Annotated in this window: 24 protein-coding genes, 1 pseudogene and 1 riboswitch; of the genes and pseudogenes, 12 read left to right on the forward strand and 13 right to left on the reverse strand. The window is 47.5% G+C overall.

The window, feature by feature from the left end; all coding sequences use genetic code 11:
* Nucleotides 1–433 precede the first annotated feature (433 nt).
* Nucleotides 434–915, reverse strand: a pseudogene (locus QZL63_RS02115) (hypothetical protein).
* Between the two features lie 515 nt (nt 916–1,430).
* Nucleotides 1,431–1,622: riboswitch (cobalamin riboswitch) on the forward strand.
* Between the two features lie 157 nt (nt 1,623–1,779).
* Between QZL63_RS02115 and QZL63_RS02120 the strand changes: the two are divergent.
* The 10 genes from QZL63_RS02120 to QZL63_RS02165 all read left to right on the forward strand — a co-directional run bounded on the left by QZL63_RS02120 (nt 1,780) and on the right by QZL63_RS02165 (nt 13,923).
* Nucleotides 1,780–2,748, forward strand: a complete 969-nt coding sequence (locus QZL63_RS02120; RefSeq protein ID WP_004320565.1) for a DUF4465 domain-containing protein — start codon at nt 1,780–1,782, stop codon at nt 2,746–2,748.
* Nucleotide 2,749: 1 nt separating this feature from the next.
* A complete protein-coding gene (locus tag QZL63_RS02125) occupies nt 2,750–4,651 on the forward strand; it encodes a PKD-like domain-containing protein (protein ID WP_004320567.1) in 1,902 nt (633 codons plus the stop codon).
* Between the two features lie 8 nt (nt 4,652–4,659).
* Nucleotides 4,660–6,714 carry a DUF4971 domain-containing protein gene (locus QZL63_RS02130; RefSeq protein ID WP_004320569.1) on the forward strand — a complete coding sequence of 685 codons (2,055 nt, stop codon included), beginning with the start codon at nt 4,660–4,662 and terminating at the stop codon, nt 6,712–6,714.
* Between the two features lie 84 nt (nt 6,715–6,798).
* Nucleotides 6,799–7,878, forward strand: a complete 1,080-nt coding sequence (locus tag QZL63_RS02135; protein ID WP_004320571.1) for a glutaminyl-peptide cyclotransferase — start codon at nt 6,799–6,801, stop codon at nt 7,876–7,878.
* Nucleotides 7,875–8,375, forward strand: coding sequence for a transposase (locus QZL63_RS02140; protein WP_290585624.1), 501 nt, complete (start codon nt 7,875–7,877; stop codon nt 8,373–8,375). Before QZL63_RS02135 ends, QZL63_RS02140 begins: the two co-directional genes overlap by 4 nt.
* Complete coding sequence (locus QZL63_RS02145) at nt 8,372–10,450, forward strand: TonB-dependent receptor (protein ID WP_005944265.1); 2,079 nt, start codon at nt 8,372–8,374, stop codon at nt 10,448–10,450. Before QZL63_RS02140 ends, QZL63_RS02145 begins: the two co-directional genes overlap by 4 nt.
* A gap of 4 nt (nt 10,451–10,454) precedes the next feature.
* On the forward strand, nt 10,455–11,594 hold the full coding sequence (locus tag QZL63_RS02150; RefSeq protein ID WP_004320576.1) for an ABC transporter substrate-binding protein: 1,140 nt from the start codon (nt 10,455–10,457) through the stop codon (nt 11,592–11,594).
* The gene (locus QZL63_RS02155; RefSeq protein ID WP_004320577.1) at nt 11,595–12,575 is read left to right on the forward strand and encodes a FecCD family ABC transporter permease; all 981 of its coding nucleotides are present in this window, start codon (nt 11,595–11,597) and stop codon (nt 12,573–12,575) included.
* Nucleotides 12,572–13,330, forward strand: coding sequence for an ABC transporter ATP-binding protein (locus QZL63_RS02160; RefSeq protein WP_004320578.1), 759 nt, complete (start codon nt 12,572–12,574; stop codon nt 13,328–13,330). The genes QZL63_RS02155 and QZL63_RS02160 overlap by 4 nt, the downstream gene beginning before the upstream one ends.
* Entirely contained in the window at nt 13,327–13,923 is a 597-nt protein-coding gene (locus QZL63_RS02165; RefSeq protein ID WP_004320579.1) for a DUF2284 domain-containing protein, read from the forward strand. Before QZL63_RS02160 ends, QZL63_RS02165 begins: the two co-directional genes overlap by 4 nt.
* Before the next feature lie 80 nt (nt 13,924–14,003).
* Here QZL63_RS02165 and QZL63_RS02170 read toward each other — a convergent pair whose 3' ends face one another.
* The 7 genes from QZL63_RS02170 to QZL63_RS02200 all read right to left on the reverse strand — a co-directional run bounded on the left by QZL63_RS02170 (nt 14,004) and on the right by QZL63_RS02200 (nt 20,471).
* Nucleotides 14,004–15,404, reverse strand: a complete 1,401-nt coding sequence (locus QZL63_RS02170) for an OmpA family protein (protein ID WP_005680020.1) — start codon at nt 15,402–15,404, stop codon at nt 14,004–14,006.
* A gap of 54 nt (nt 15,405–15,458) precedes the next feature.
* A complete protein-coding gene (mobV, locus tag QZL63_RS02175) occupies nt 15,459–16,916 on the reverse strand; it encodes a MobV family relaxase (protein ID WP_007482776.1) in 1,458 nt (485 codons plus the stop codon).
* 217 nt (nt 16,917–17,133) lie between these two features.
* A complete protein-coding gene (locus QZL63_RS02180) occupies nt 17,134–17,979 on the reverse strand; it encodes a hypothetical protein (RefSeq protein WP_005680022.1) in 846 nt (281 codons plus the stop codon).
* Nucleotides 17,969–18,559 (reverse strand): hypothetical protein, encoded by a 591-nt coding sequence (locus QZL63_RS02185; protein ID WP_005680023.1) that lies wholly within the window; start codon nt 18,557–18,559, stop codon nt 17,969–17,971. Before QZL63_RS02185 ends, QZL63_RS02180 begins: the two co-directional genes overlap by 11 nt.
* On the reverse strand, nt 18,550–18,951 hold the full coding sequence (locus QZL63_RS02190; RefSeq protein ID WP_005680024.1) for a hypothetical protein: 402 nt from the start codon (nt 18,949–18,951) through the stop codon (nt 18,550–18,552). The genes QZL63_RS02185 and QZL63_RS02190 overlap by 10 nt, the downstream gene beginning before the upstream one ends.
* Nucleotides 18,948–19,394 (reverse strand): hypothetical protein, encoded by a 447-nt coding sequence (locus QZL63_RS02195; protein WP_005680025.1) that lies wholly within the window; start codon nt 19,392–19,394, stop codon nt 18,948–18,950. Before QZL63_RS02195 ends, QZL63_RS02190 begins: the two co-directional genes overlap by 4 nt.
* 27 nt (nt 19,395–19,421) lie before the next feature.
* On the reverse strand, nt 19,422–20,471 hold the full coding sequence (locus tag QZL63_RS02200) for a hypothetical protein (protein WP_005680026.1): 1,050 nt from the start codon (nt 20,469–20,471) through the stop codon (nt 19,422–19,424).
* Between the two features lie 238 nt (nt 20,472–20,709).
* Between QZL63_RS02200 and QZL63_RS02205 the strand changes: the two genes are divergently transcribed.
* Entirely contained in the window at nt 20,710–21,321 is a 612-nt protein-coding gene (locus QZL63_RS02205) for a recombinase family protein (protein WP_005680028.1), read from the forward strand.
* A 263-nt stretch (nt 21,322–21,584) separates the two neighbouring features.
* A complete protein-coding gene (locus QZL63_RS02210; protein ID WP_255204174.1) occupies nt 21,585–21,878 on the forward strand; it encodes an HU family DNA-binding protein in 294 nt (97 codons plus the stop codon).
* Between the two features lie 87 nt (nt 21,879–21,965).
* Here QZL63_RS02210 and QZL63_RS02215 read toward each other — a convergent pair whose 3' ends face one another.
* From QZL63_RS02215 to QZL63_RS02235, 5 genes are all read right to left on the reverse strand, one after another.
* Nucleotides 21,966–22,346: a single-stranded DNA-binding protein gene (locus QZL63_RS02215; protein WP_005680031.1), complete on the reverse strand. Its 381-nt coding sequence runs from the start codon at nt 22,344–22,346 to the stop codon at nt 21,966–21,968.
* Nucleotides 22,347–23,029: 683 nt separating this feature from the next.
* Nucleotides 23,030–23,287 carry a hypothetical protein gene (locus QZL63_RS02220; RefSeq protein WP_005680032.1) on the reverse strand — a complete coding sequence of 86 codons (258 nt, stop codon included), beginning with the start codon at nt 23,285–23,287 and terminating at the stop codon, nt 23,030–23,032.
* Nucleotides 23,271–23,630: a hypothetical protein gene (locus tag QZL63_RS02225; RefSeq protein WP_005680034.1), complete on the reverse strand. Its 360-nt coding sequence runs from the start codon at nt 23,628–23,630 to the stop codon at nt 23,271–23,273. The genes QZL63_RS02220 and QZL63_RS02225 overlap by 17 nt, the downstream gene beginning before the upstream one ends.
* Nucleotides 23,631–23,641: 11 nt before the next feature.
* Complete coding sequence (locus QZL63_RS02230) at nt 23,642–23,818, reverse strand: hypothetical protein (protein ID WP_005680036.1); 177 nt, start codon at nt 23,816–23,818, stop codon at nt 23,642–23,644.
* A 19-nt stretch (nt 23,819–23,837) separates the two neighbouring features.
* Complete coding sequence (locus tag QZL63_RS02235; protein ID WP_005680037.1) at nt 23,838–24,131, reverse strand: hypothetical protein; 294 nt, start codon at nt 24,129–24,131, stop codon at nt 23,838–23,840.
* Between the last annotated feature and the right edge of the window lie 254 nt (nt 24,132–24,385).

The following is a 24,385-nucleotide window of genomic DNA, read 5'->3' on the forward strand; positions in this document are numbered from 1 at the left end:
TGCTCATTGTCTTTTGATTTATTGTTTTTTTTATTTCCCTTTTCTTGAAGCCTTTTGACTTCGCCCAAAGGGGTTGTTTTCATGTGCGTCACAAACGGGGGGATGCAAGAACGATGAGCAAGGAACCTGCAATGAAATTTTATGAAATACCGTCATCTCCGATTACGGAAAGTTGTCGTCAAATTTTATTTCAGGTAGCGATAGCGGTACTTGGGCAATGTTCGTCCACCGTACCTTTGCACACGAAAACAGACCTGCGGCGTATGTCGGGGCTGTGAAGGGATTATACCCTTAAAACAGGAATATACCGGCTGTGAAACCGGTGGCGGAAGCTCTGCAGAGCATATTTATAAAAGTAACCGGGGAGCCTGTGCAAAAAAGAGAGCAACCACCCACTTTTGAGGCGGGTGGTTGCCAATGTTTCGGACAAACATCAGAAGTGGTAATCAACAACTCCTCCGATGTAGAGTATCGTTCCCGGTTCAAGCCTACAAACAAACTCCATAAACGTAAAGGACTGTTCGGCAAAAGACTGCAGCCATCGCCATCCAAATAGAAATGATAGGCGACATCCAACGGATTTTCCACTGCCTGTTTGAGATAATAGGTCGAACCCCATTCCAACATATTATCTGCCGTAAGAGCATTCGCTCTTTTTTTGATATTGGCGACATACTCCTCTTTCCATTGCTCTATTCCACCATTATAGCGCATGGTGTCATCGGATATAAGCTCGAACATTCCTTTGGGCAAGGCATGATTGACCAAATTGGCAATATCCTCTTTACGGTCTTCCTCGTCTATTTCTGAACAATAGTCATAGAAGCTCCCGTCTCCTTGCTGGAGTGTGTCCTCATTCAGATAGTTTTCTTTGTCTATCGGCTCCGTTGAAATTTGAAAAATCCTGCTGTGCATAATTGTAAATTTTAGATTGTCAAATATTTTCTTTTTTTCCTTTTCTTGAAACTCTTTTGGCTTCTCGTCGGGGAATGATTTTTATGCAGGACTGACAGCGGGAAAAGGACGGATAAGGCAAGTAAACAGTGTACGGGATGAAACGGAATACCCAACCGCCCAATGTAAGAGCACAGTCAGGCTCGTCCGACTATGCCCTGCAACGAGGTGGGGAGTGAAAGTCAATCTTCGATTTGTGGAAGGCTGCCGTGAAGAATATCCGGGAACCGTTAGTGAAAGCGATACTTGACGACCAGACGCACGCTGTACCTTTGCATATAAAATCTCTCCGAAGAGAATTGCCGACGTGAGATGAAAAGAGACCATAATTGAGAAACGCTATTATTCATAAGGGGAAAAGACTATTCGTGGTTGTTATAAATGCTTGATTAACATGAAAATACAATTCGCGCCATAAAATAATCCTTTCTTGAAATAAAAATCACAGAAAAAGAAACAAGATTAAAAAATAACCATTAACTTTGCACCAGTCAAGTTTCCAATCGAAGCGTCGAACGGAATTAAAAGGGAATCCCGGTGAAAATCCGGAGCTGTACTCGCAGCTGTAAGTCCTATTAAAGTTTATCGCACTCTTTGCCACTGGTGAAAGCTGGGAAGGCGCGATAAGCGGGATGAGCCAGAAGACCTGCTTGATGAGATAGATTTAGTGACCACGGGATAATTGGCATTAGATTAAAATGAACAGAGGCTCGTCCACAGGCACCTATATTCTTTTTGATAACCGATTTCTCATTCGTTGCAAATCTGTCGCAATAAAAACGAATGTGTGTTTAAACTTTTTGTTTAACTTTTAATAATTAAGTTATGAAAAAGAATTTTAGATTCTTGGCAATGGCTGTTGTAGCAATGGCCGCCGCAGTGTTCACGGGATGTTCATCCGACGATGACTTCCTTGCTCCGTATGAGGAGAGTGCGATTCAAACCCGCGCGATAAGTTCTACCAATGCGCTTATCGATTTTGATAACGTACCTTCCAGCGTAATGGCTTCTGACCAGTATGGAAACAATCTCTATTCTGCCACGGCCAACGGCAAGCAGGTAACGACCGGCTACATCACTCAAATCGGGCAAACCGGTACGTACATTCAGTTCCCGATTAACTATTTGGAACAAGAATGGGTAAGCGGACAGCCTTGGGAATATGAATTTTGGAATGGTGGTTTTGCCATCTCTAATTTCCATAATCTGACACAGGGGGATTATCAAAACCAATGTAGCGTGTACTGGCCCAACGGCGGTCATAGCGGTAAAAATTTTGCTGTAGCTTTCGGTTATAGCGATTCATACAATGATTCACAAGCAACCTATGACAAATGTGCGAAGATTTACCTGACCGATGCAACCGGCTACAGAGTCGTTACCACAAACACTCCTGTCAAGGGTACACCGAAATATGGTAAATTCAACAGCGTATGGGTTTGTAATACGACTTATACCTACTTAGTCATGAAGGATGGCAACTCGTTTACACAAGGCTCTTTGTCGGCACAAAAAGGATGGTTTAAGGTGGTATTTGTTGCGTTGGATGCGACGGGTAAACCTACAGGTAAGGAAGTAGAATACTATTTGGCAAACTTCGATTCCAGTAAAGATGCAGAATCAGGTTTGACCAATAAAATCCGTACCGGATGGAATCAAGTGGATTTAAGCGGTTTAGGTGACAGCGTATGTACTGTAGCTATCAATTTCGAAGGAAGCGATTCAAGCGCATACGGATTGAACACTCCTGCTTACGTTGCTATAGACGATATTGATGTAACCGTAAACGAATAACATGAATTTGGGGCAAATGCTTTTTAACGGCAAGTGCAAAGTATTTGCCCCTTTTTATTATATCCCAATGGAGATTGGAATCAAATACTTTCTTCAAGGGAATTTCAGCATTAAAATTATAAATATAATGAAGAAGTATTTGCTTTTATTCTCCTTGACGATATTTCTATTTGCATGCAACAAAGACGAAGAAATATCGCAGGACGTGATATTGCCTCCTGTCATTGAGTTGGATAGCGAGGACGGAATCTACGTTGTAAAGATAGGAAAAGAGGTCGTTATTGAGCCGACCTATCAGAATGTCGATTACGCCGTTTATTCATGGAAATGCAACGGTCGTATCATTTCCGACGAGCCTCAATTGAAATACATTTTCAACGAATGCGGTTCGTATTACGTTACCCTGCGTGTGGATACGAGGGATGCCAGCACAGAGGAAGAAATTCGTGTGGATGTCAATGAATTGGCTCCGCCCGTTATTTCATTGGTAACCCCCTCTATAGGGCTTAAAGTTGTCGCAGGACGTGAGTATATCCTTACACCCGACATTCAAAATGCAGAAGGAGCTACTTATTTGTGGACTCTTAACGGAAACGAAGTCGGAACGGAAAATACTTATACATTCAAGCAAGATGAGTTGGGAACTTATGAACTGACCTTAACCGTAACAAATGAAGACGGACAATCAAAGAAGACAGTTTCTATTGAGGTTGTCGATAAACTTCCGATTGAAATCGTAGTTCCGTCATCTTTATATTTTACCGAGAATAATACCAAATACGTAGAATTAGGACGTACTTTGTTTGTCCGCCCCTTTGTATCAATAAGTGCCGAGCCTTCTTATCAATGGAGTTTGGACGGGCAACCGATTGAGGGAGCCAATTCTTTGGTTTACGGTTTCAAACCCGCTAAAACCGGAGAACACACGCTTACCTTTACTGTGAAATACGACAATCAAGATACAAAAGCAGTGCTCACCCGTAATATTTCGGTCTCCGGTGTCGATGAAGTCAGTGTCAATATTCCGGTGAAATGTTGTGAAGCGGCCGGAAAAAGACCTTTTGCTGCCGGAAATTCCATTTACAGCAATAAAGTATATGAATTTGTTCCGGCTCCGGGACAATTTGTAAACGAAACGAATACAGCAGGTTTCAATGGGGAAAGCACGCACGAAGCAGCCTGTGCTTACGCACAAAAACGTCTTGATAATGAACAATATGTTTCTCTCGGAGGTTGGGGAGGATATATTGTAGTAGGATTCGACCACAGTATCGAAAACAAAGGCGGTTATGATTTTTCCATCAAAGGAAATGCCTTTGATTCGTCAAATGAACCGGGCATTGTATGGGTAATGCAAGATGTCAATGGAGACGGCTTGCCCAACGATGAATGGTATGAACTGAAGGGTTCTGAATATGGAAAACCCGAAACCATTCAGGACTATGCCGTAACTTATTTCCGTCCCGGTCCCAACATGGACACCCAATGGCAAGACAACAAGGGAAATAAAGGGGCGATTGACCGTCTCGGCAACTATCACCCGCAAGAGTTTTATTATCCTTTGTGGATTGAAGAGGATTCCTATACGTTATACGGCACATGCCTGAAAGCACGTACCGAACAAAGCCCGTCGACAGGCATGTGGTCCAATAATCCGTTCGGGTGGGGATATGCCGATAATATTGGTGATGATATGCCCAATAAAGACAATCCTAACGCGGGAGCACTTGGAAACTATTTTAAGATTTCCGATGCGCTCAATATCGACGGCACGTCTGCAAACCTTTCCCATATCGACTTTATCAAGGTGCAGACCGGAGTCAATGTAAAAGCCGGATGGTTAGGGGAAAATTCCACGGAAGTTTTCAAGTTCTGTGATGAAAACAACAATAACGACAAATAAAATTCATTATGAACAAAATATATCATTTCATCCTATTCTGTTTCGCTACGCTCTGCCTTGCTGCATGTAGTGATGACGACCCTGAAGTAAGCGGAATAGACGGCAAGGATCACTTCATCTCCGAGTTTGCTCTAACTGTAGATGGCATTACCTATCAAGCCATGATAGTCGGGGACAAGATTACAGTTGAGATACCTTATAATACCAGTCTGAAAGGGGCTACCGTAGAGTATGCCCTTTGCGAGGGAGCCTCTATTAACCCGAATCCATCGACCATAGAGGATTGGGAGAATGAATGGAAATTCGTAGTTACCTCCAAAATGCAGGATAGCAAAGTATATTCCTATACTTATCAATATACAGACATCGAACAGAGCGGCAGCGTAGTACTTGCCACGCAAGCCGAGGTTGATAATTTTGCAAAGACAGGAATAAACAAAATCGAAGGCAGCCTGACCATCGGAACGGCAGACGGAGAAGAAATCACCAATCTGGACGGACTTGCCAACCTGAAACAAATCAGTAACTCCCTTGTCATCAATCCGTCTTACAAAGGAACGGATTTGACCGGGTTGGATAATCTGGAACAACTCGGAAGTTTCAAATTAGGTTCGACAACTTCTGCCAGTAAAAACATAATGCTCAAAACGGTTAATCTGCCCTCTTTGCTTGGAGTGACCGGTGATTTTGTCGTTAACAGTTCTGTCATTGAAAAAATATCTATACCCAAAGTCGAGTTCATTGGTGAGGATATGTATATAACTTCCGATGCTTTACTTGATTTGGATGCAAATGCCGTTGAATCTGTCGGAGCTTCCTTAATTGTCAAAGGTTCGGTAGCACAAAAAGAATCAGCGACAACCGAAGCCATTGTTTTCTCAGCGCTCAAACAGGTCGGGAATGAACTTACAATCCAATATTTTCCCAAACTGCAAGGAATTTATCTACCGGCATTGGAAAGTGTGGCCGGTACTGCCTCATTCTCCGATATGTCCTCCATCGGAAGTCTTGCAATGACCGAATTACATTCGGTTGGAGGACTAACTATAAAAAATTGCAAAGAAATTTCCATTGTTGAACTTCCCGGTCTTATTTCCTGCGGAGAGACCAGTGTGGATGCGAATAAAGTCAATAAACTCAATATAGCTTCTTTGAAAGATGTACTCGGTGATATGACTTTAACTAATCTGCTCATAGAAGAACTGGATTTGTCCCAGATAAATTTTAACGGAAATACACTTACCCTACAATGTAAGCAACTAAATAAAATCGTAGGATCGGAAACATTTAACGGTAGCCTTTTTCTACTTCCTAAAGATTGTCGATTGACAGAATTTACGTTGGAAGGAATCTCAAATATACAGGGTGACTTCCAATGCATAGATTATTTTTATGTAAAAGAATTTGTTATGCCATTTATTCGTGTGGCAGGAGATATGACTATTGCATTGAATTCGGGAAGTGTTAATACGGCGGCGGAAATCGAATTTCCTAAATTGCAGGAAATTGGAGGGACCTTAACATTAGGGACAAATAGGAATGCAAATAATATTACCTTCCCGTTATTGAAAAAAATTCTCGGTTCATGTTCAGTTACGACTTACAAACTTAAGAATGATATTGAGTTTACCAATCTGGAAAGCATTGGAACGGATGGAGCTGATGCACAAATTAAGTTTGAGATTGAGGCTACTAATATTCTATGTCCCAAATTAAAAACGATAAATGGGAAGTTTGATATTGCAACATCTTCTTTTATGTTTGATATGGAAGTAGATAAAGTATCTTATCCTAACGTAGAATCAATATCCGAAAATCTTTCAATAACATGCCCGTATTCTGATTTTGGTTCTAATGGTATTTTGTCCATTGATTTTTCAGGTCTCAAATCAGCAAAAGGGATTAGTATAAGCGGGCAAGGAGATGTTACTGATTTCAGTTCTTTCAAATACCTGTTTGAAAACAATGTTCTAACAGGAGAATCTCAATGGTCTGTCAAAGAATGTGGTTACAACCCCACTTTCCAAGAGATGAAAGACGGGAAGTACAAGCTTGCCGAATAGATAACGAAACAATAAATTTTCTGCCAATCCTCGGTATGCTTACCGTAAGGTAAGCTGCCGGGGATTAACTATAAAAATAACGGTATGACCTATCACCAATTGAAATATCTGCTATGGAGCGTAGTTGTCGGAGTGACACTATCCTTGACATCCTGCATGAAGTGGGACTACGGCGATGCCGTGGAAGATTTCAACGCCACGGGAGCCGGACTGTTCATCACCAACGAGGGCAACTTCCAGTACGGCAATGCTACCTTGTCCTATTACGACCCGGCAACCAAACAGGTGCAGAACGAAATCTTCTTCCGTGCCAACGGCATGAAACTCGGCGACGTGGCACAGTCGATGACCATCTACGACAACAAGGGCTGGGTCGTGGTGAACAACTCCCACGTGATTTTCGCCATCGACCTGAACACCTTCAAGGAGGTAGGACGCATCGAGAACCTGACCTCACCGCGCTACATTCATTTCCTAAGCGACGAAAAAGCATACGTCACCCAATTGTGGGACAACCGCATCTTCATCATCAACCCGAAGAAATACGAAATTACCGGCTATATTCAAGTGCCGGACATGACGATGGAAAGCGGCTCGACGGAGCAAATGGTGCAGTACGGCAAATACGTCTATTGCAACTGCTGGAGTTACCAGAACCGCATCATCAAAATCGACACCGAAACCGATCAAGTAGTCGATGAACTGAAGGTCGGCATACAACCGACATCGCTGGTCATGGACAAGTACAACAAAATGTGGACGGTGACCGACGGCGGTTATGAGGGCAGCCCCTACGGTTACGAAGCCCCGTCGCTCTACCGCATCGATGCCGAGACCTTCACCGTGGAGAAGCAGTTCAAGTTCAAGTTGGGCGACTGGCCCTCGGAGGTGCAGCTCAATGGCGACAGGGACAAACTCTACTGGATCAACAAGGCCATTTGGAGCATGGACGTGACAGCCAGCCATGTGCCGGTACGTCCGTTCCTCGAATACAGCGGCACGATTTATTACGGACTGACGGTAAACCCCGCCAACGGAGAAGTGTACATCGCCGATGCCATCGATTACCAGCAGCAGGGCATGATATACCGCTACTCGCCCGAAGGGAAATTGATAGATGAATTTTATGTCGGGATTATCCCCGGTGCATTTTGTTGGAAATGAAGAATAAATTGCGGCATATATACCATATTATTTTCATCACGAAAAGACAGGAGATGACGATTCCAATGACAACCAAAGGAATGATTCTCGATCAGATGGTACAAATTTTCACAAGGAAAGGCTGTCATGTCTATGCCTGCAATGCTTTTCTCAATCATGTTCATATACTTGTAGAGATACCATCTCCCACGGACTTCGCAAAGATTATCAATAAAGTAAAAAGTTCTACAGGCGTTGTCTATCGAAAATATCCGGAATATGCGGATTTTTCAGGATGGGCAGCCGGATTTGATTCGTTTAGCGTGTCATTCAATGATCTGAATCGGGTAAAACACCACATTGAGAAACAAGAGACGGTTCATCAGGAACTTTCATTCGAGGACGAATACGACCAACTGCTTGAAGAAAACGGATTCAATGCCTATCAAGATTTTATGCGGGCATCATTCTTTGCATATGCTGCGGTAAATAACCATATTAAAAACAAAAGGAAATGACATATACAAAATATTTACTTTTCTCAATATTGGTTGTCTGTCCATCCGTGCTGTCTGCGCAGGGAATCACCCGGCGTATTCACCAGATAGACGAGGTGACCGTATGGGGCAAACGGCCGATGAAGGAAATCGGCGTGCAGAAGACGAAGTTCGATTCACTCGCACTGAAAGAAAATATCGCCCTCTCGATGGCGGACATCCTGACGTTCAACTCGTCCGTGTTTGTCAAGAGCTACGGCCGCGCCACGCTCTCGACCGTCGCCTTCCGAGGCACGTCGCCCAGCCATACGCAGGTGACGTGGAACGGGATGCGCATCAACAACCCCATGCTCGGCATGACCGACTTCTCCACCATTCCGTCCTACTTCATCGACCGGGCATCGCTGCTGCACGGTACTTCATCGGTGAACGAAACGGGCGGTGGACTGGGCGGTCTGGTCAAACTCGGCACGGCTCCTGAAGTCGCTGAAGGGTTCAACGCCCAGTACGTGCAGGGCATCGGCTCGTTCAAGACCTTCGATGAGTTCGCCCGCTTCACCTACGGAAGTGAGCGGTGGCACGTCTCCACCCGTGCGGTCTATTCTTCCTCGCCTAACGATTACAAGTACACCAACCACGACAAAAAGATAAACATCTACGACGAGGATAAGAACATCGTCGGACAGTATCACCCGAAAGAGCGCAACCGCTCCGGGGCGTTCAAGGACCTGCATTTGCTTCAGGAAGTGTATTACAATACCGGGAAAGGCGACCGTTTCGGGCTGAACGCCTGGTATATCAACTCCAACCGGGAACTTCCGATGTTGACGACCGACTATGGAGATGCAACCGACTTCGAGAACCGCCAGCGAGAACAGACGTTCCGCAGCGTCTTGTCCTGGGATCACATGAAAAGCAACTGGAAACTCGGCGTGAAAGGCGGTTACATACACACATGGATGGCCTACGACTACAAGCGTGAGGTCGCACCTGACAACTGGGCGTCGATGACCCGCTCCCGCAGCAAGGTAAACACGTTTTACGGTCAGGCGGAGGGAGAGTATTCTTTGGATAAAAAATGGTTTTTCACCGCCAATGTATCGGCACACCAGCATTTGGTACGGAGCGAGGACAAGAACATCATCTTGCAGGACGGTGGCAAGGCCATCGTGGGCTATGACAAGGGGCGCGTGGAACTCTCCGGCTCCGTATCCGCCAAGTGGCAGCCGATAGACCGCTTGGGTATGTCGGTGGTACTGCGGGAAGAGATGTATGGTTCCGATTGGATTCCACTCATTCCGGCTTTCTTCATTGACGGTATCATTTCCCCGAAAGGAAATGTGATGCTGAAAGCATCCATATCGCGTAACTACCGTTTCCCAACTCTGAACGACCTATACTTTTTGCCGGGAGGTAATCCCAACCTGAAAAACGAACAAGGTTTCAGTTATGATGCCGGGGTGAGTTTCGATGTCGGCAAGAAAGGCATTTACAAGTTGAGCGGCGGTGCGAACTGGTTCGACTCCTACATCGACGACTGGATTATCTGGCTGCCCACCACCAAGGGCTTCTTCTCGCCCCGCAACGTAAAGAAGGTCCACGCCTACGGCGTCGAGGTCAAAGCGAACTTCGCCGTGCAGCCGGCGAAAGATTGGCTCATCGACTTGAACGGGTCCTATTCGTGGACACCCTCCATCAATGAAGGTGAGAAGATGTCGCCTGCTGACCAGTCAGTGGGCAAGCAGTTACCCTACGTGCCGAAGCACTCCGCATCGCTGACCGGACGGTTGTCGTGGCGGACTTGGGCGTTCCTTTACAAATGGGCGTTCTACTCGGAACGTTACACCATGTCGAGCAACGACTATACGCTGACAGGACACCTGCCCGAATATTTCATGAGCAATGTCTCGTTGGAGAAAAACCTGTTTTTCAAACCGGTGGACATCCAGTTAAAATTCGCCGTCAACAACCTCTTCAACGAGGACTACCTTTCGGTACTCTCGCGCCCCATGCCCGGCATCAACTTCGAGTTCTTCATCGGCATTACCCCGAAGTTCGGGAAAAACAAGAAAAAGTCCGAAAATACAAATATGTAACGATATGAAAGCATTAAAGAATTTAAGCCTGCTGTTGCTACTTGTATTGGCATTCACAGGCTGCCACAATAAAAGTTCAAAACTCGCCGATTTCAACCGAACGGTCTATACACCTGAATACGCTTCGGGGTTTGACATAAAAGGTGCAGACGGCAAAAAGAGCGTATTGGTTACCGTCACGAACCCTTGGCAGGGCGCCGACAGCATCACTACGAACCTGTTCATTGCCCGTGATGACGAAGAGGTTCCGGCGGATTTCACCGGTCAGATGCTCAAGGGGGATGCCGAGCGCATCGTCTGCATGTCCTCGACCCATATCGCCATGCTCGACGCAATCGGCGAAACGGGACGCGTAGTCGGCGTGTCAGGCATCGACTACATCTCCAATCCCGACATTCAGGCACGGCGGGACAGCGTTGGAGATGTGGGCTACGAAGGGAACATCAATTACGAACTGCTGCTCTCGCTTGACCCCGACCTCGTGTTGCTTTACGGCGTGAACGGGGCAAGCTCGATGGAGGGTAAGCTCAAAGAGTTGGATATCCCGTTCATGTATGTCGGCGATTACCTCGAAGAGTCTCCGCTGGGCAAAGCCGAATGGCTGGTGGCACTTTCGGAGGTTATCGGAAAACGGGCGGAGGGCGAAAAAGTATTCGCGGAAATCCCCGTCAGATACAATGTCCTGAAAAAGAAAGTAGCGGACAATATCCTCGACGCTCCGTCAGTCATGCTCAACACGCCTTACGGCGACAGCTGGTTCATGCCCTCGACCGAAAGCTATGTCGCCCGGTTAATCAAAGATGCCGGAGGCGATTACATCTACAAGAAGAACACAGGAAACGCTTCCGCGCCCATCGACCTCGAAGAGGCGTATCTGCTGGCCTCGCAAGCCGATATGTGGCTGCATGTGGGGATGGCGAACACGCTTGATGAACTGAAAGCCGCATGCCCGAAGTTCATCGACACCCGCTGTTTCCGTGGTGGACAGGTCTATAACAACAACGCCCGCACCAATGCTGCTGGCGGCAACGACTACTATGAGTCGGCGGTCGTAAATCCCGACCTCGTGCTGCGAGACCTCGTGAAGATATTCCACCCCGAACTGGTCGAGGAAGATTTCGTCTATTACAAGCAACTGAAATAGATGCGCTCCCGTTCCGCCATATTGTTTGCCATGCTGGCCGCCCTCACCCTTTTCCTGTTTCTGCTGGATTTGGCGGTGGGGGCAGTCGCCGTACCGCTCGGCGATGTATGGGCGGCTTTGACGGGCGGCGACTGCCCGCGGGCGACGGCGAAAATTATACTGAATATCCGACTGATTAAGGCGGTGGTCGCGTTGCTGGCCGGAGCAGCTCTGTCGGTCAGCGGTCTTCAGATGCAAACCCTCTTCCGCAATCCTCTTGCCGGCCCCTACGTGCTCGGCATCAGTTCGGGCGCGAGCCTCGGCGTGGCACTCGTCGTGCTTGCAGGCTTCGGTTCGTCGATAGGCATTGCCGGGGCGGCTTGGCTCGGAGCGGCGCTCGTGCTGGTCGTCATCGCCGCCGTCGGCCACCGCATCAAGGACATCATGGTGATTCTGATTCTCGGCATGATGTTCTCGTCGGGAGTCGGCGCGATTGTACAGATATTGCAATATCTCAGCAAGGAAGAATCCCTGAAAGCCTTTGTCATTTGGACGATGGGGTCGCTCGGCGACGTGACCTTCGACCAGCTTGCGGTACTCGTCCCGTCGATTATCGCCGGACTGTTGTTGGCGGTGGTGACGATCAAGCCGCTCAACTTACTGCTGTTCGGCGAGGAGTATGCCGTGACGATGGGGCTGAACATCCGACGCTCGCGCGGGCTGCTGTTCCTCTCCACGACGCTGCTTGCTGGTACGGTGACCGCCTTTTGCGGTCCGATAGGCTTCATCGGACTGGCCATGCCCCACGTCACGAGAATGCTGTTCCGCAACAGCGACCATCGGGTACTCGTACCGGGAACCGTTCTTTCGGGTGCGGCGGTGCTGCTTCTTTGCGACCTCGTTTCTAAAATGTTCACCCTGCCGATCAACGCCATCACCGCATTGCTGGGAATCCCCATCGTGGTGTGGGTGGTCTTGCGCAATAAATCCGTCACCGCATGATAAAGTTACACGATTTTTCCATAGGCTACGGCGAGCGCACCTTGCTCTGCGAGGTGGAAACCACCATAGAAAAGGGCAGGCTGACTGCCCTTATCGGGCGCAACGGCACGGGCAAATCGACACTGCTTCGAGCCATCGCCGGACTGAACCGCCGTTATACCGGCCGAATCCTGCTCGACGGGCATAACGCCGCCGATATGCGAGCAGCAGAAATGGCCAGAACGCTGGCATTCGTCACGACCGAGCGCACACGCATCGCCAATCTCAAATGCAAGGATGTCGTGGCTATCGGCCGCGCACCCTATACCAACTGGATTGGAAAGATGCAGGAGGTCGACAAGGAGATCGTCATGCGGTCGCTCGCCTCGGTGGGCATGGAGGCTTATGCGGAGCGCACGATGGACAAGATGTCGGACGGCGAGTGCCAGCGCATCATGATCGCACGGGCGTTGGCGCAGGATACGCCGATTATCCTGCTCGACGAACCCACCTCGTTTCTCGATATGCCCAACCGCTACGAATTGTGTACACTGCTGGCACGGCTGGCGCATGAAGAAAACAAGTGCATCCTTTTTTCCACGCACGAGCTGGATATCGCCCTCTCGCTTGCCGATGCGATAGCCCTTATCGACCCACCCCAGTTGTCGTATATGCCGACCGAAGAGATGCGCCGGAGCGGCTGCATCGAGCGGCTGTTCCGAAATAATTGTGTGACGTTCGATGCCACGACAGGATTCATAAAAGTGGGACAATGACTAAGGAATATATCATAGAGAATTTCACAGCAAATATCAGCGTGGACGAATATATTTCACGCTTCCGGGACGAAAAACGTTTTGTCGAATTTTGCAAACAATGCCCCAACTACGGTAATAGTTGGGGATGCCCGCCGTTCGATTTCGATACCGGAGAATTTCTGCGCCAATATGAATATGCCCACCTGATGGCCACGAAAATAATTCCGGTCGAGAAAAATATTCCGATAGACAGAACGCAGGAATTGATTAAACCGGAACGGCTCAGGATAGAAAGGGAATTGCTGGAAATGGAGCACAGATACGGAGGTCGGGCATTCGCCTATGTAGGAAAATGCCTATACTGTCCCGATTCCGAATGCGCCCGCAAATGCAACCGTCCTTGCCTGCATCCGGACAAAGTACGTCCCTCGCTTGAAGCATTCGGGTTCGATATGACACGAACACTCTCGGAACTTTTCGGGATAGAGCTGCTTTGGGGAAAGGATGGTATTCTACCGGAATATCTTGTGATTGTAAGCGGATTATTTCATAATTCGGCAGAAAATATTATCAGTCATACGAAGCGTAATCAGGATTCAGGAAACCTATAATCTTATTACCCTCATTGATAACAAAAGTCCCTGCAATCCGAATTATAGATTGAGGGACTCGATGAAAGTGAATGTAAAAACTAAAAGAACAACTCTACTTTCGTATGCCTGTTGACTTCGACCGGTACATGGTCGGCTATGCCGCCTCTGCTTACCTTGACGATGCGTTCGATCGGTATGCCACGCTTTTTCAATTCTGCAACGATATAATCCGCTCTCGATGTACTTAATGAACCATTAAGCACAGGAGTTCCAGTCGAACTGTCGGCCGCACCGGTTACTCTCAAGGATAATCCGTATTTCTTGGCCACGCGAGCCAGTTCATCAAGGTTAAGCATTTGGGAAGCATCCGTCAGGTGCGCCGTATTGAGGTTAAAAAAGAAATAGACAGGCGACCCGATGCAATTCCCGGCTTGTATGAGTTCCGTCCTTTCAGAGACGATTATGCCCGGTTTCTCGGCATCATCTCCGTTGTTGCCATATCCAATACTTGCAGAATCAAGCGGCGAGATTCCATCCCAATGCCGGTTTTTCAATCTTGCCCGTAGTGAGTTCAATCCGCTGTAATTATTTCTGGGATAACCTTGACGGCGGTCGGTCTCATCGTCATTAACCAGATGACCGTACTTGTCAAGCAATCCTTCTATTTCCAGAATTTTCTTCAATTCTGCGACCGTCCGTCGGTTGCGGTCGTACCAGTCTTTATAACGCTTGTTTTCTCCGGATAAGATATTGGCATGATCCACGAGCCACTCATTCTGACGAATGTAAGATGTCGCATCAACCGCGCGTTTCCAACCGACCTTTCCGAGATGAAACGTGAAACCGGCGGTCAGCGATACCATGTGGTCGCCGAGGCGGTTCGGGCGTCCGTAACCATCGAAGTCCTGAAAGGTGGTCGTGCCGGAGAGTTCCAACATGGCACTTACTCGTTTGGAAATCCGATATTCTCCCTGTACGCCATACGAAACAGTAAAGGGATTATTCCCGTTAGAGGCATTGTGCAACAGGCCGACACCGGCAAAGGGAGCAAGATTCCAGCGTACCTGTTCTTGCCGGGCATATCTGCAGCCAAGGACATTCCACAGCAGATCCGCATGGATATGGTGGTAGTCCTGATTGGACAATGTTCCATCTTTGAACTGCACACCGCTGTAATTGATACGTGCGCCGACGGACGGAGTGAACCATTTTCCGACTGCGAAACTGTACGAGGGTTTCAAGCGTCCGAAGAGGTCTTCGCAGCCGAGAGGTGTGCCGAGAAAGGCGGACGTACCCCCGGCAATACTGACAAACCAGTTGCCAGTCAGGGATGCCGGAAGTACCACTCCGTCAAGATAGACGGGCTGTATCGGTTGCAGTTCCTCCGAGACATTATAGTACGGTGTATGTTGTACAGTATCCACCTGTACGGGTTGTATACTTGCCTGTGCCTGCAACGTGCAAAGCACGGCCAATATAAAAAAGATTTGTTTCGTCATATTCCAATGATATTATTCGTTATACTTTTTGATTTGTCATGAGACGTATGCCACTTACCGTTTGGGTTTCTTGCCAATGGCCGGACGCATCATGCGGCTCGCCATCCTCATGCTGCGGAGTGCCCATGCACGGTTGTCCTCGTCCTCATCGCGCCCCCATTTCAGGTCGCTGCCGCCACCTCCGCCGCCACGAGTTTCGGCAAAAGTGGTGGCATCATCGACCATACCGAGAAACAGCATCGTCGCGCAGTGCATCACGTCTGTACCTTGTTCCGCTATGGACTGGACGAGCGAGCCGTCGAACAGTTGCCGTTCCGCCACGTCCATCTGTGCCGATACGTTCCTATACTCGCCGACCACATTTTCCAGCAGGACATCCTTGAGCAACGTGTCCACTTTGGAATGTATATCATGGGAGTATTTGTAGGCTTCCTCCTTGAGTTCCCCGGTACGTTCCTCAATGGCATCCATGTTCTCTTTCAGCTCGGCAAGCTGCCGGTCAGCCGTCTGTAACTTCTCCTGCTTGTCTGCCAGTTGCCTGTTGATGCCTGCCAGCTCTTTCTCCAGACTTTTAACTTGTGCGGCTAATTGTTCCGCATCGCCCTTGTTCGCTTTCAAATCCTGTTCGGCTGCCGATAGCAGAGCCTCTTTTTCGGCTTTCGACTTCTCAAGGTTATCGACCATTGTCGTAAGCCCCTTGACCCTGCGCTCTGCCAGACGGATGTCCGATTGAAGGGTTGCCAGCACCTTTTGGTGGCGGTCTATATTTTCCTCGATGGTCGTACATTCTTCCGATAGCATACGGCGGTATTCTTCGGTAGTCCTGTGCCGTGCGCCTGTTTCGGATATGCTTGTTCCTCTCGACATTCCCCACCTTGTATTGACTTCGGCGAAAAAGTCGGTATGAAGCTGTTTCATCCTTGCGCTGTATTCAAACTTGTCCTTTCCGGCGAATATTTCCTTGTACGCAAAGCGGCCGTCTTTGATTGGCAACAAAGTACAATGCACATGAGGGTTCAATTCGTCAAGGTGTACGATGAATGCGGCGATGTTCTGCTCGCCATATTTGCCACTCACGAATGAATAGACGTCTTTCGCCCAGCGTTCAATATCGCTCATTCTTTTGATACGGGTATTGTTCGCACCTTCATCAAAATCCACGTTCTGCGTGCCGAACGCGAGTTCGTGCATCCGCTTACGGGAACCGCCGAAAATGAAGTTCACCACCGTGCGGTACTTCGGTTCTGCCAGTCCTTCGTTGGGGTCTTTGATTCCACGCCTCTCCAATATGTCCGCCATCCGTTCGGGAATGTTGCGGCTCGTGTCAATGGGACGTACCTTGCCTCCGGGCGCAATCTCGAAGTTCAGGTGTTTGCGTGTGGGGTCGTAATTCCCCTTATTCATAGCGTACTTTTCCGCCCTTTCACTGCGGTCACGCAAATGTTCGTTGCTTTGGGCTGCGGTGATGCCTTTCGACACCTGCATATCAAGTACCTGTTTTTGATCTGCCATACTCTTTTCGTGTTGTTTGGACAATCCGTCCTGTCCCAGCTTGCTGCTTGCCCGGACAGCCTACCGACGGTCGGAGACCTATCGGGGTATTAGGCTCCCCCTTCCCTTTGTTTCGTGGCAGACGGGCAAGCCCGTGTGCCTCCTATAACCGGCAGGATAACCGTTAAGGGATGGAGGTGGATTGTTCGCGTTATACAATCTGTTTTCGACTCCCGGTTCAATCCACCATCGCCTGTGCCTTTGCCAGAAGCGATAAAAAAGGTTTGCGAAGCGATTTGAGGCGTTCTTGGTCTTCGTCCATGTCGAAGTCCGTCACTGATGCCTCGGTGTCGAGAATCAGCCCGGCGAGGTCTTTGGCGGACTCGATGAAAGCAGCCCATTCTTCACCGAGGTCAAACCGGAAGAAATCCACAAGCGGCGAACTGTCATCGAATCTCGACTTGTGCAGGATTTTTTGCAGGGCGGCGTGGGCGATGCAGCACAAGGCTGTTTCACGATGTTCCGTGACCAAAGTGCCGGAATGTGCGGAGGTCGTGTTGGAATGGGTGTCCAAACAGAGTCCGGTGTCACGGTCGGCAATTTCAGTCTTTGCCAGACTTACGAGTTGTCCACATATTACGCCAGTTTCGGCAGCGGTCGTTTTGCCGATTACCCAATCGGACAATACCTCACGGAGCTGTCTGGCAAAGTCCGGCTGCTCCTGTGCATTGCGGGGCTGTGCTGCCTGACCGGATTGTACGGTCATGGTAATGACCACGCTTTTGGGAAGCTGGATGCGGGTCAGCAAACCGAATGCCTCCATTGCACTCAAAAAAGAACGGACGGTAGCCCTGTGCCAATGCCACTCCGATGCGAGGTCGGAAACGGTCAGGTGGCACTGGTTGGGTTGCAGCACGTAGGCCTTCTTTCTTAAAAACGGAGAAACGAAACCTGCCAGTGATTTGTCCAACAGGTCACAGTACGCTTCGGTGCGTGTTTTGCGTTCATCCCCTTTCTCCTTGAGATATTCGAATACCTCCCTGTCTGCCAATATGGAAACAGGTATCTTTTGGTTATTTTTCATTTTCATTCGGTTTTAATGATTCATATTGTGCGGATATATCAGTGTTGCCGCTGTCCGCTTCATGCGGCAGATTTGCGTGATGATTCTCGTGATAGGATTCTGACAACATTCCGGGATGCTTTGCCCATCCGGAAAGTGTGTCCGTATCCTTGCATTCGGACATGACCCGAACGGAGGGATAGAACAGGGCTGCCAGAAGAAGATAGGCAATGGTTATCGCCAAGGTGTACAGATGCGGCACAAAGCCGATGACCAGTGCGCCCGATGCGAGTGTGACAAATGCACGGGGGCGGTCAAGCAACCTGCGTAACCAGTTGTCCGTCCGTCGGAACGAAAACATTGCGGCACAGACACCGGTAGAGAGTAGGATTCCAAACTCACCCATATGTCCACAGGCATATACATAATGGAAAAGAAGCAGGCATATCAGCCATACTTGCACATACAGTTTACGGGCGTTGCCGCTTCGTGCCATTGCCATGTAAAAGGGTGTCATGAACCGCTTGTTGTTCTTGTACAATGACATTGATACCCCGAAAGGTATCGCGCAGAAAATGAGTAGCAGGATATTCAGTAACATAAGTAATAGGGCTTTTCGGGTATGGGAGTGGGACGCACAATGAGTTCCAACTGGACAATACCGTATGTCGCCAGCCGGATAAGGGTTTCGGCATCCTTGGGCGAAAAGTACATGGCCGCTTTCTTGATGCGCTGCTTGAATGTAATGTCTTGCTTTCGGTAGATGGCCAAAGCCTTGTCCAGTTCGTGTTCGGGAATAGTCCATGTCGTACCCTCGGCGTGTATGCCGTTCGTCTTGAAGGCACGCAGTACCAATGTACGGGAAACGAGGTAGTCGGTGCGGTCGGTTCTTGAGATGATATGCTCCTTGTAGAGATTGTCATCGGCAACCTCTATCCACGTCCGGTAGGCATTGATGCAATAGACCATCTGTCGGTATAAGGTGTTTCTCATATAAAATTCATCAGCACGTCGGACTTGTCTTTCTTGTATTTCAGGAACCCGCTTTTGGAGTGTAGTTCCAAGTCGAGGCATAAGTCCCCGTACATCTGCTCCAAAGAATCATAGATGGTGACAAGGATGCTGTTTACATTGCCCTCCGTATCCGTCTTGGCGTTCATCTTGAACATCTGTCCGAAAGCGGGATTCGAGTATGCACAAGTGCTGTGACCGAATTTTTCCGTCCGCATCGGAATATGGTGGTAGAGCGTGATCAACTCCATGTCGTCCTCGAACATATCCATTACTTCGTCCAGTTCGTAAGGGGTGCGCAACGGAAACGTAAGCAGCACATAGTCGCCGTAGAACTGCGGTTCTTCCATCGTCGTCACATCGAGCAACTGCGGAAGTTGCAGGGGGACGAATGCCATGAAGTCATTATAAAAATGTCGTAACATATTCATATCTTTTTCTGTTGTTATATTTTACAGCGTGTGTATGAATGCCTCCATCAGCATTCCGGGCAGCTCGTCCAAGCGGTTGTCTCCGGGGTGCAGCATCCTGCCCAACTCCCTGAAAGCGTCGGGTGTCTGCGAGGCAAGCATATCGAGTTGCTCTCTTTCTTCGGCTGAAAGCAACGCCAGGCAGAAACCGTCCAACGACGAATAAGGCTGGAGAAGCATCCAGATGTAGGCTTGTGCCTGTGCCGGTGTCTTGACTTTTTTATTGCAGATGTCGTCGATACAGGTTCGGATATTCTGAATCAGCCTGCGGTTGGTGCGCATGGCCAGATAAATCATGGCATTGCGATAGGTGATGTCGTTCCGTTCGGCGGCAAGGAATATCTGTGCACAGCATCGTTCCGTGTCATGAGTGATGTCGGAAAGATTCTCGCCGTCGAAATCAGGCAGACGTGAAAGGAATGCCCGGTACACGGCATCCTCCTTTTCGATAAAGGTCGTCAGGTCTGCCATACAATGAATACCGTAATCAATCGTTTCAGCAAGGGTAGTTCGATAAGTGGCAAGAATGTGTTGTCGGTTTCTCTGACTGACGGGCCGGTTATCCAATGAGGCAAAGAACGGTCGGATTGTTTCAGCCGCACGATGCAACTCTTTGTCTTCAAGATGCGGTGAGATTTGTTCTTTTACCCACAGTATATCCTTATAAGTGCGTGTTTGAGACAGCACCATCCGTGAAAATTCCATGCGGATGGAATCATGTATCTGTTCACACTCTTCTCTTACAGTGGAATGAAGCCGGCCAAGCGTATCACATTCGAGATGCAGGAATACGGAATCCCTCAATGTTTGCCATTGCTTGAGGTGTCCGGCCAATTCTTTAATGGAGAGTTTTTTCTGCCTGCGTATGTCGGACAGGTATTCCCTGTATGTTCCGGCAGGGTCATTCTTGGCTTTCGCCAATCGTTTGCCATTGCCGTTGTCGCATGACGCGCATAGGAATATGGCAATCGAAACGGCAATTATTTTGGCAAAGATTATCGGCTGTTTTAAGTTCGATTTTAATGTTTTCATACTATATCATTTCGTACTATTTAGTGCAAAACTATATATTATTTTTGATACTTCGCATCCGAAAAACCGTATTTTGTGCATTTTTTAATATCGTACTTAATAGTATGATTACCAATGAAAACAAGTGAAGATAAAACACGTGGAAATGTACGATTTTCGTTTTTTAATATAGTATGATTCATATACTCGAATAAAACTTGTATATTTGCACTTGTTATCATGAATATTGTATATTGATATGGCAAAAGTCGGTTATATATTCGAGGCTAATTCCTACGATGCGTTTGATGCGGATAAGGAATGGATGCGCCAATATGGGTGTGTACAGGTGGTTGAAGAATCGGTCGGACACGAGACGCTTAGGCCGAGATGGAAACAACTGATGTCGAATCTTGAAAGAGGAGACGAATTGGTGATGTCAAAATTCAGCAATGCCGTTCGTGGTTTACGGGAACTATCGGCATTGATTGAGCTATGCCGCATCAAGGTCGTGCGTATTATCTCCATTCACGATAAAATTGACACCGACAACAAATTGTTTCCGGACACGACACCGGCGGAAGTATTGGCCATGTTCGGGGCATTACCGGAGGAAGTGGCTGTTTTGCGGAAGTCGTCGGATAAAATTATACGCCTGCAGCAGAGTATCAGTATTCCGATTTCCAAAAAAAGTATGAGTAAAACTGAACGGGACAAAAAAATCGTGGATATGTATAACAATGGGTATTCAATCCGTGATATTTGGAAAGAAAGCGGTGTCCAAAGTAAAAGCACCGTGTACAGCATTCTCAATAAATACAAGGTTCAGCTTAACCGAACACCGGGACGAGTGCCGGGCATCCGGAAATAGAACTTATAAATCAATATGGATATTGAAAATCAATAGATTGCTTGCGTAATTCATCGTTTTTTCGTATCTTTAAGTTGGATATAACTATATAAAAACAAGACCTATGGGAGATATTATAATTTTATTGCTGGTGTTCTTGGTAGTGGGCAGGCTTTTGAGGGGCGTGTTCGGAGGATTCAGCAAAAGCAGTTTTCGGGATGACAAATAACTCCGGATTGTTGTAACTGGCAGATATTTGTTAATTTTGCACCGTATTCATAAAAATCAAGAACAATATGACAAAAGCGGAAATTGTCGCTCAGATCTCACGGCAGAGCGGAATAGAGAAAACGGTGGTGATGACTGTGATAGAATCATTCATGGAAAATGTAAAAGAGTCGATGGTTGCGGGAAACGAGGTGTTCTTGCGCGGGTTCGGTAGCTTTATCATCAAACGGAGAGCTGAAAAGACGGCCCGGAACATTTCGAAGAATACGACAATTAAAATTCCCGCTCACAATATCCCTGCATTCAAACCTGCCAAAGCATTTCTGAATGCGGTAAAAGAGAACAAGTAGAGTATAAAAGTACAGATGGTGCAACAACACCGTAATGAGTAAAACAAAAGCGACCCGAAGGCCGCTTTTGTCGTGATAAGGCAAGGATTATTTCTTGCCTTTTTTCGCTGGTTTGGCCGGCTTTTCAGGAGTTTCCTCCTTCTCGACGGGCGGATAGAACTTGACGGCGACCATCACGATACGGTTGTGTTTCACACCGCTTTGGTCGCTCCATTCTTCGGGCTTGAAATACCCCTCGACGGTCAGCATCGTACCCTTGGTCAGTTGGTCGAACGACCCGGTGTTCTCGTTTTTACGCCACGCCTCAAAATTCATAAAGGCGGAAACGCGTTTGGATTCCTCGCCATTATTCTCCAATCGGCTTACTGCCAGAGGGAAACGTGCTACACTTGCGTTGGTGAACTGACGGATTTCTGCATCCTTTCCTACGAAACCGGTTACTACGAAATTGTTTTCAATCTTTTTCATAATGAATTGTTTTTAGAAGTTATTAAATCAATTTTACGCTGCCTCAAAAAGTAGGTGCAGTTAAGGGGATGCACCAAGGCCGGACGCATCAATACTCTTTATTTTTGTCCGTAGGCAAAACCGGAAGGCTCGATAAAGGAAGATTGTACGGCTGCGCCATTGGTCAAGACTTCCAAAGTCGTTCCCGTCTGCATACTATCTTTGCATCGGAAAATGATGATGACTTCGGCGGAAAACTATTCTGAAAATGAGCGGAAAACCGTAGTTGCAGGGGAAGTGAAAGTGCAATCCGTCCACCGGCACAATGGTGCGCGTTTCGGCTGTAAGTCCGCAGAATCGGCAGGTATTTTCGTGTAATTCGGTCGGACTGAATTGAGGTGGCTACAAACAGAACACTGAACTGACAACAGGTTGCGGTACCGCAGAAGGGAATATCAACGAAGTGGCGACAAAAGGCGGAACGGGATATCGGGGTACTGCCATGTTCCCGTCCGGCAGAAAGAAAAGGGGACAAAAGGGAAAAAGGAAAGAACCCTGCTTTTCGGAAAAGCGGACGGAGCTTTTCACGAATGGCTGTTTTTTACAAAAGGATATGGCGCAGCCAAAAGAGAGAGATAGATGTAAAAAAGGGAATGCGGCGTGGCAGGAATGGAAGATTATCCCGTTCCTGCCTGCCTGTATCATCAAAATTCTGCCATGATTACCCGATGCTCGAAAATCTTTTTTTGATTACTGGGACGTCTTTGGCAAACCCATAGGTGATGCTTGCCATAGCCGAAGACGAAATAATCATCAAGGCGTGTTTTTTCTTGTAGGCGTTCCATGCCGGTACGCAGTTCCGCTTCATCGGTTGAGAAAAGAATCGTGTTGATGATACGGAAGTAGAGTTCTGTTACCTCGTCACAATAAGGACAAAAGCTATGCTCAATCGTTGCTTTCATGTTTCTTTGATTTTAATTCTACTTCTACTATGTCTTCTATTCGACCATACAGGACAGAGCGCAACGCTGTTTTGTCAATGGCGTAATACTCGGCGATATGTCCGTGCTGTTTTACGAAATATCGTTTGAGAACATCGGAGAAATCAAAGAAGTAGCCCATCAATGCGATACCTCTTTTGAAATGGATGCACTCTTTCACGTTTCGGGTAATCCAGTTCTTGTCTTCACGGCTCAACTTGTCTCCGTTATCAAGTTGTTCCCGTAACTGGTAAACCCTGCTGTCTTTCAGCTTCTCTAATTCGGGTACGTCCCATTGGACGAATTTCATTGCTATCTGCTGCATCGCTCTTGTATTTAATCGTAAATAATCACTTCATCACGATACTCGACCACCTCTTTGCCACTACTAAGACGCACCACTATTTTATTGCCGAAGTCGCCGACAACTGTTCCCTCAGAGTAGCCTTTATAGGGGGTAAGCAAGGTGCAGTGCGCACCTATAATTTCGCTATTTTCTTCGTATTCGTACATAAGTCATGTCATTTTACGGTTACAACTTGATATCCCATTTCCCCTGTGAGAAGATTCTGAAGCTCACGTATTCGTCTGTAAATTCGTAGGACAGAATTTTGATATAAGTTTTGTCTTTGGCTTCCAACGAAGCTATCAGTCTGTCGATTTCTTCTTCCGGATAAACCCAACGAGAGGTAAACTCCGCATCCACGCTATCGCTGTGTCTATTGACAAAGCCGTCGAAAGTGTCATCCAAGAATGCCTCTATCTTGTCGAGGTCTGCTTTGTTTTCCGTCCTTGCGTAGAAAATGTTTGTTGCATAGTTTGCCATAATCCTAAGTTTTAAGTTTTTTATTTTCCCTCTTTTAGCATTTCAGCTACTTTCGGGCTTGATTGAAAATTATGTCGCCTCAAAAGGTGTTATGGCTCTTTATGCAGGGTTTCACGACCAAATACGACCTCTGCAAAGCGGAGCGTGGAGATTTTGTCGGGAACCGTCAGGCTGTGACCTTGAATACAAGAAAGACATGACAAGTACCTTTGCGACACAATTCTCATCAGGCAGACCGAAAGTTGGGATGCGAG

Source organism: Alistipes sp. CAG:268 (assembly GCA_000434235.1).
Taxonomy (GTDB): Bacteria; Bacteroidota; Bacteroidia; order Bacteroidales; family Rikenellaceae; genus Alistipes; species Alistipes avistercoris.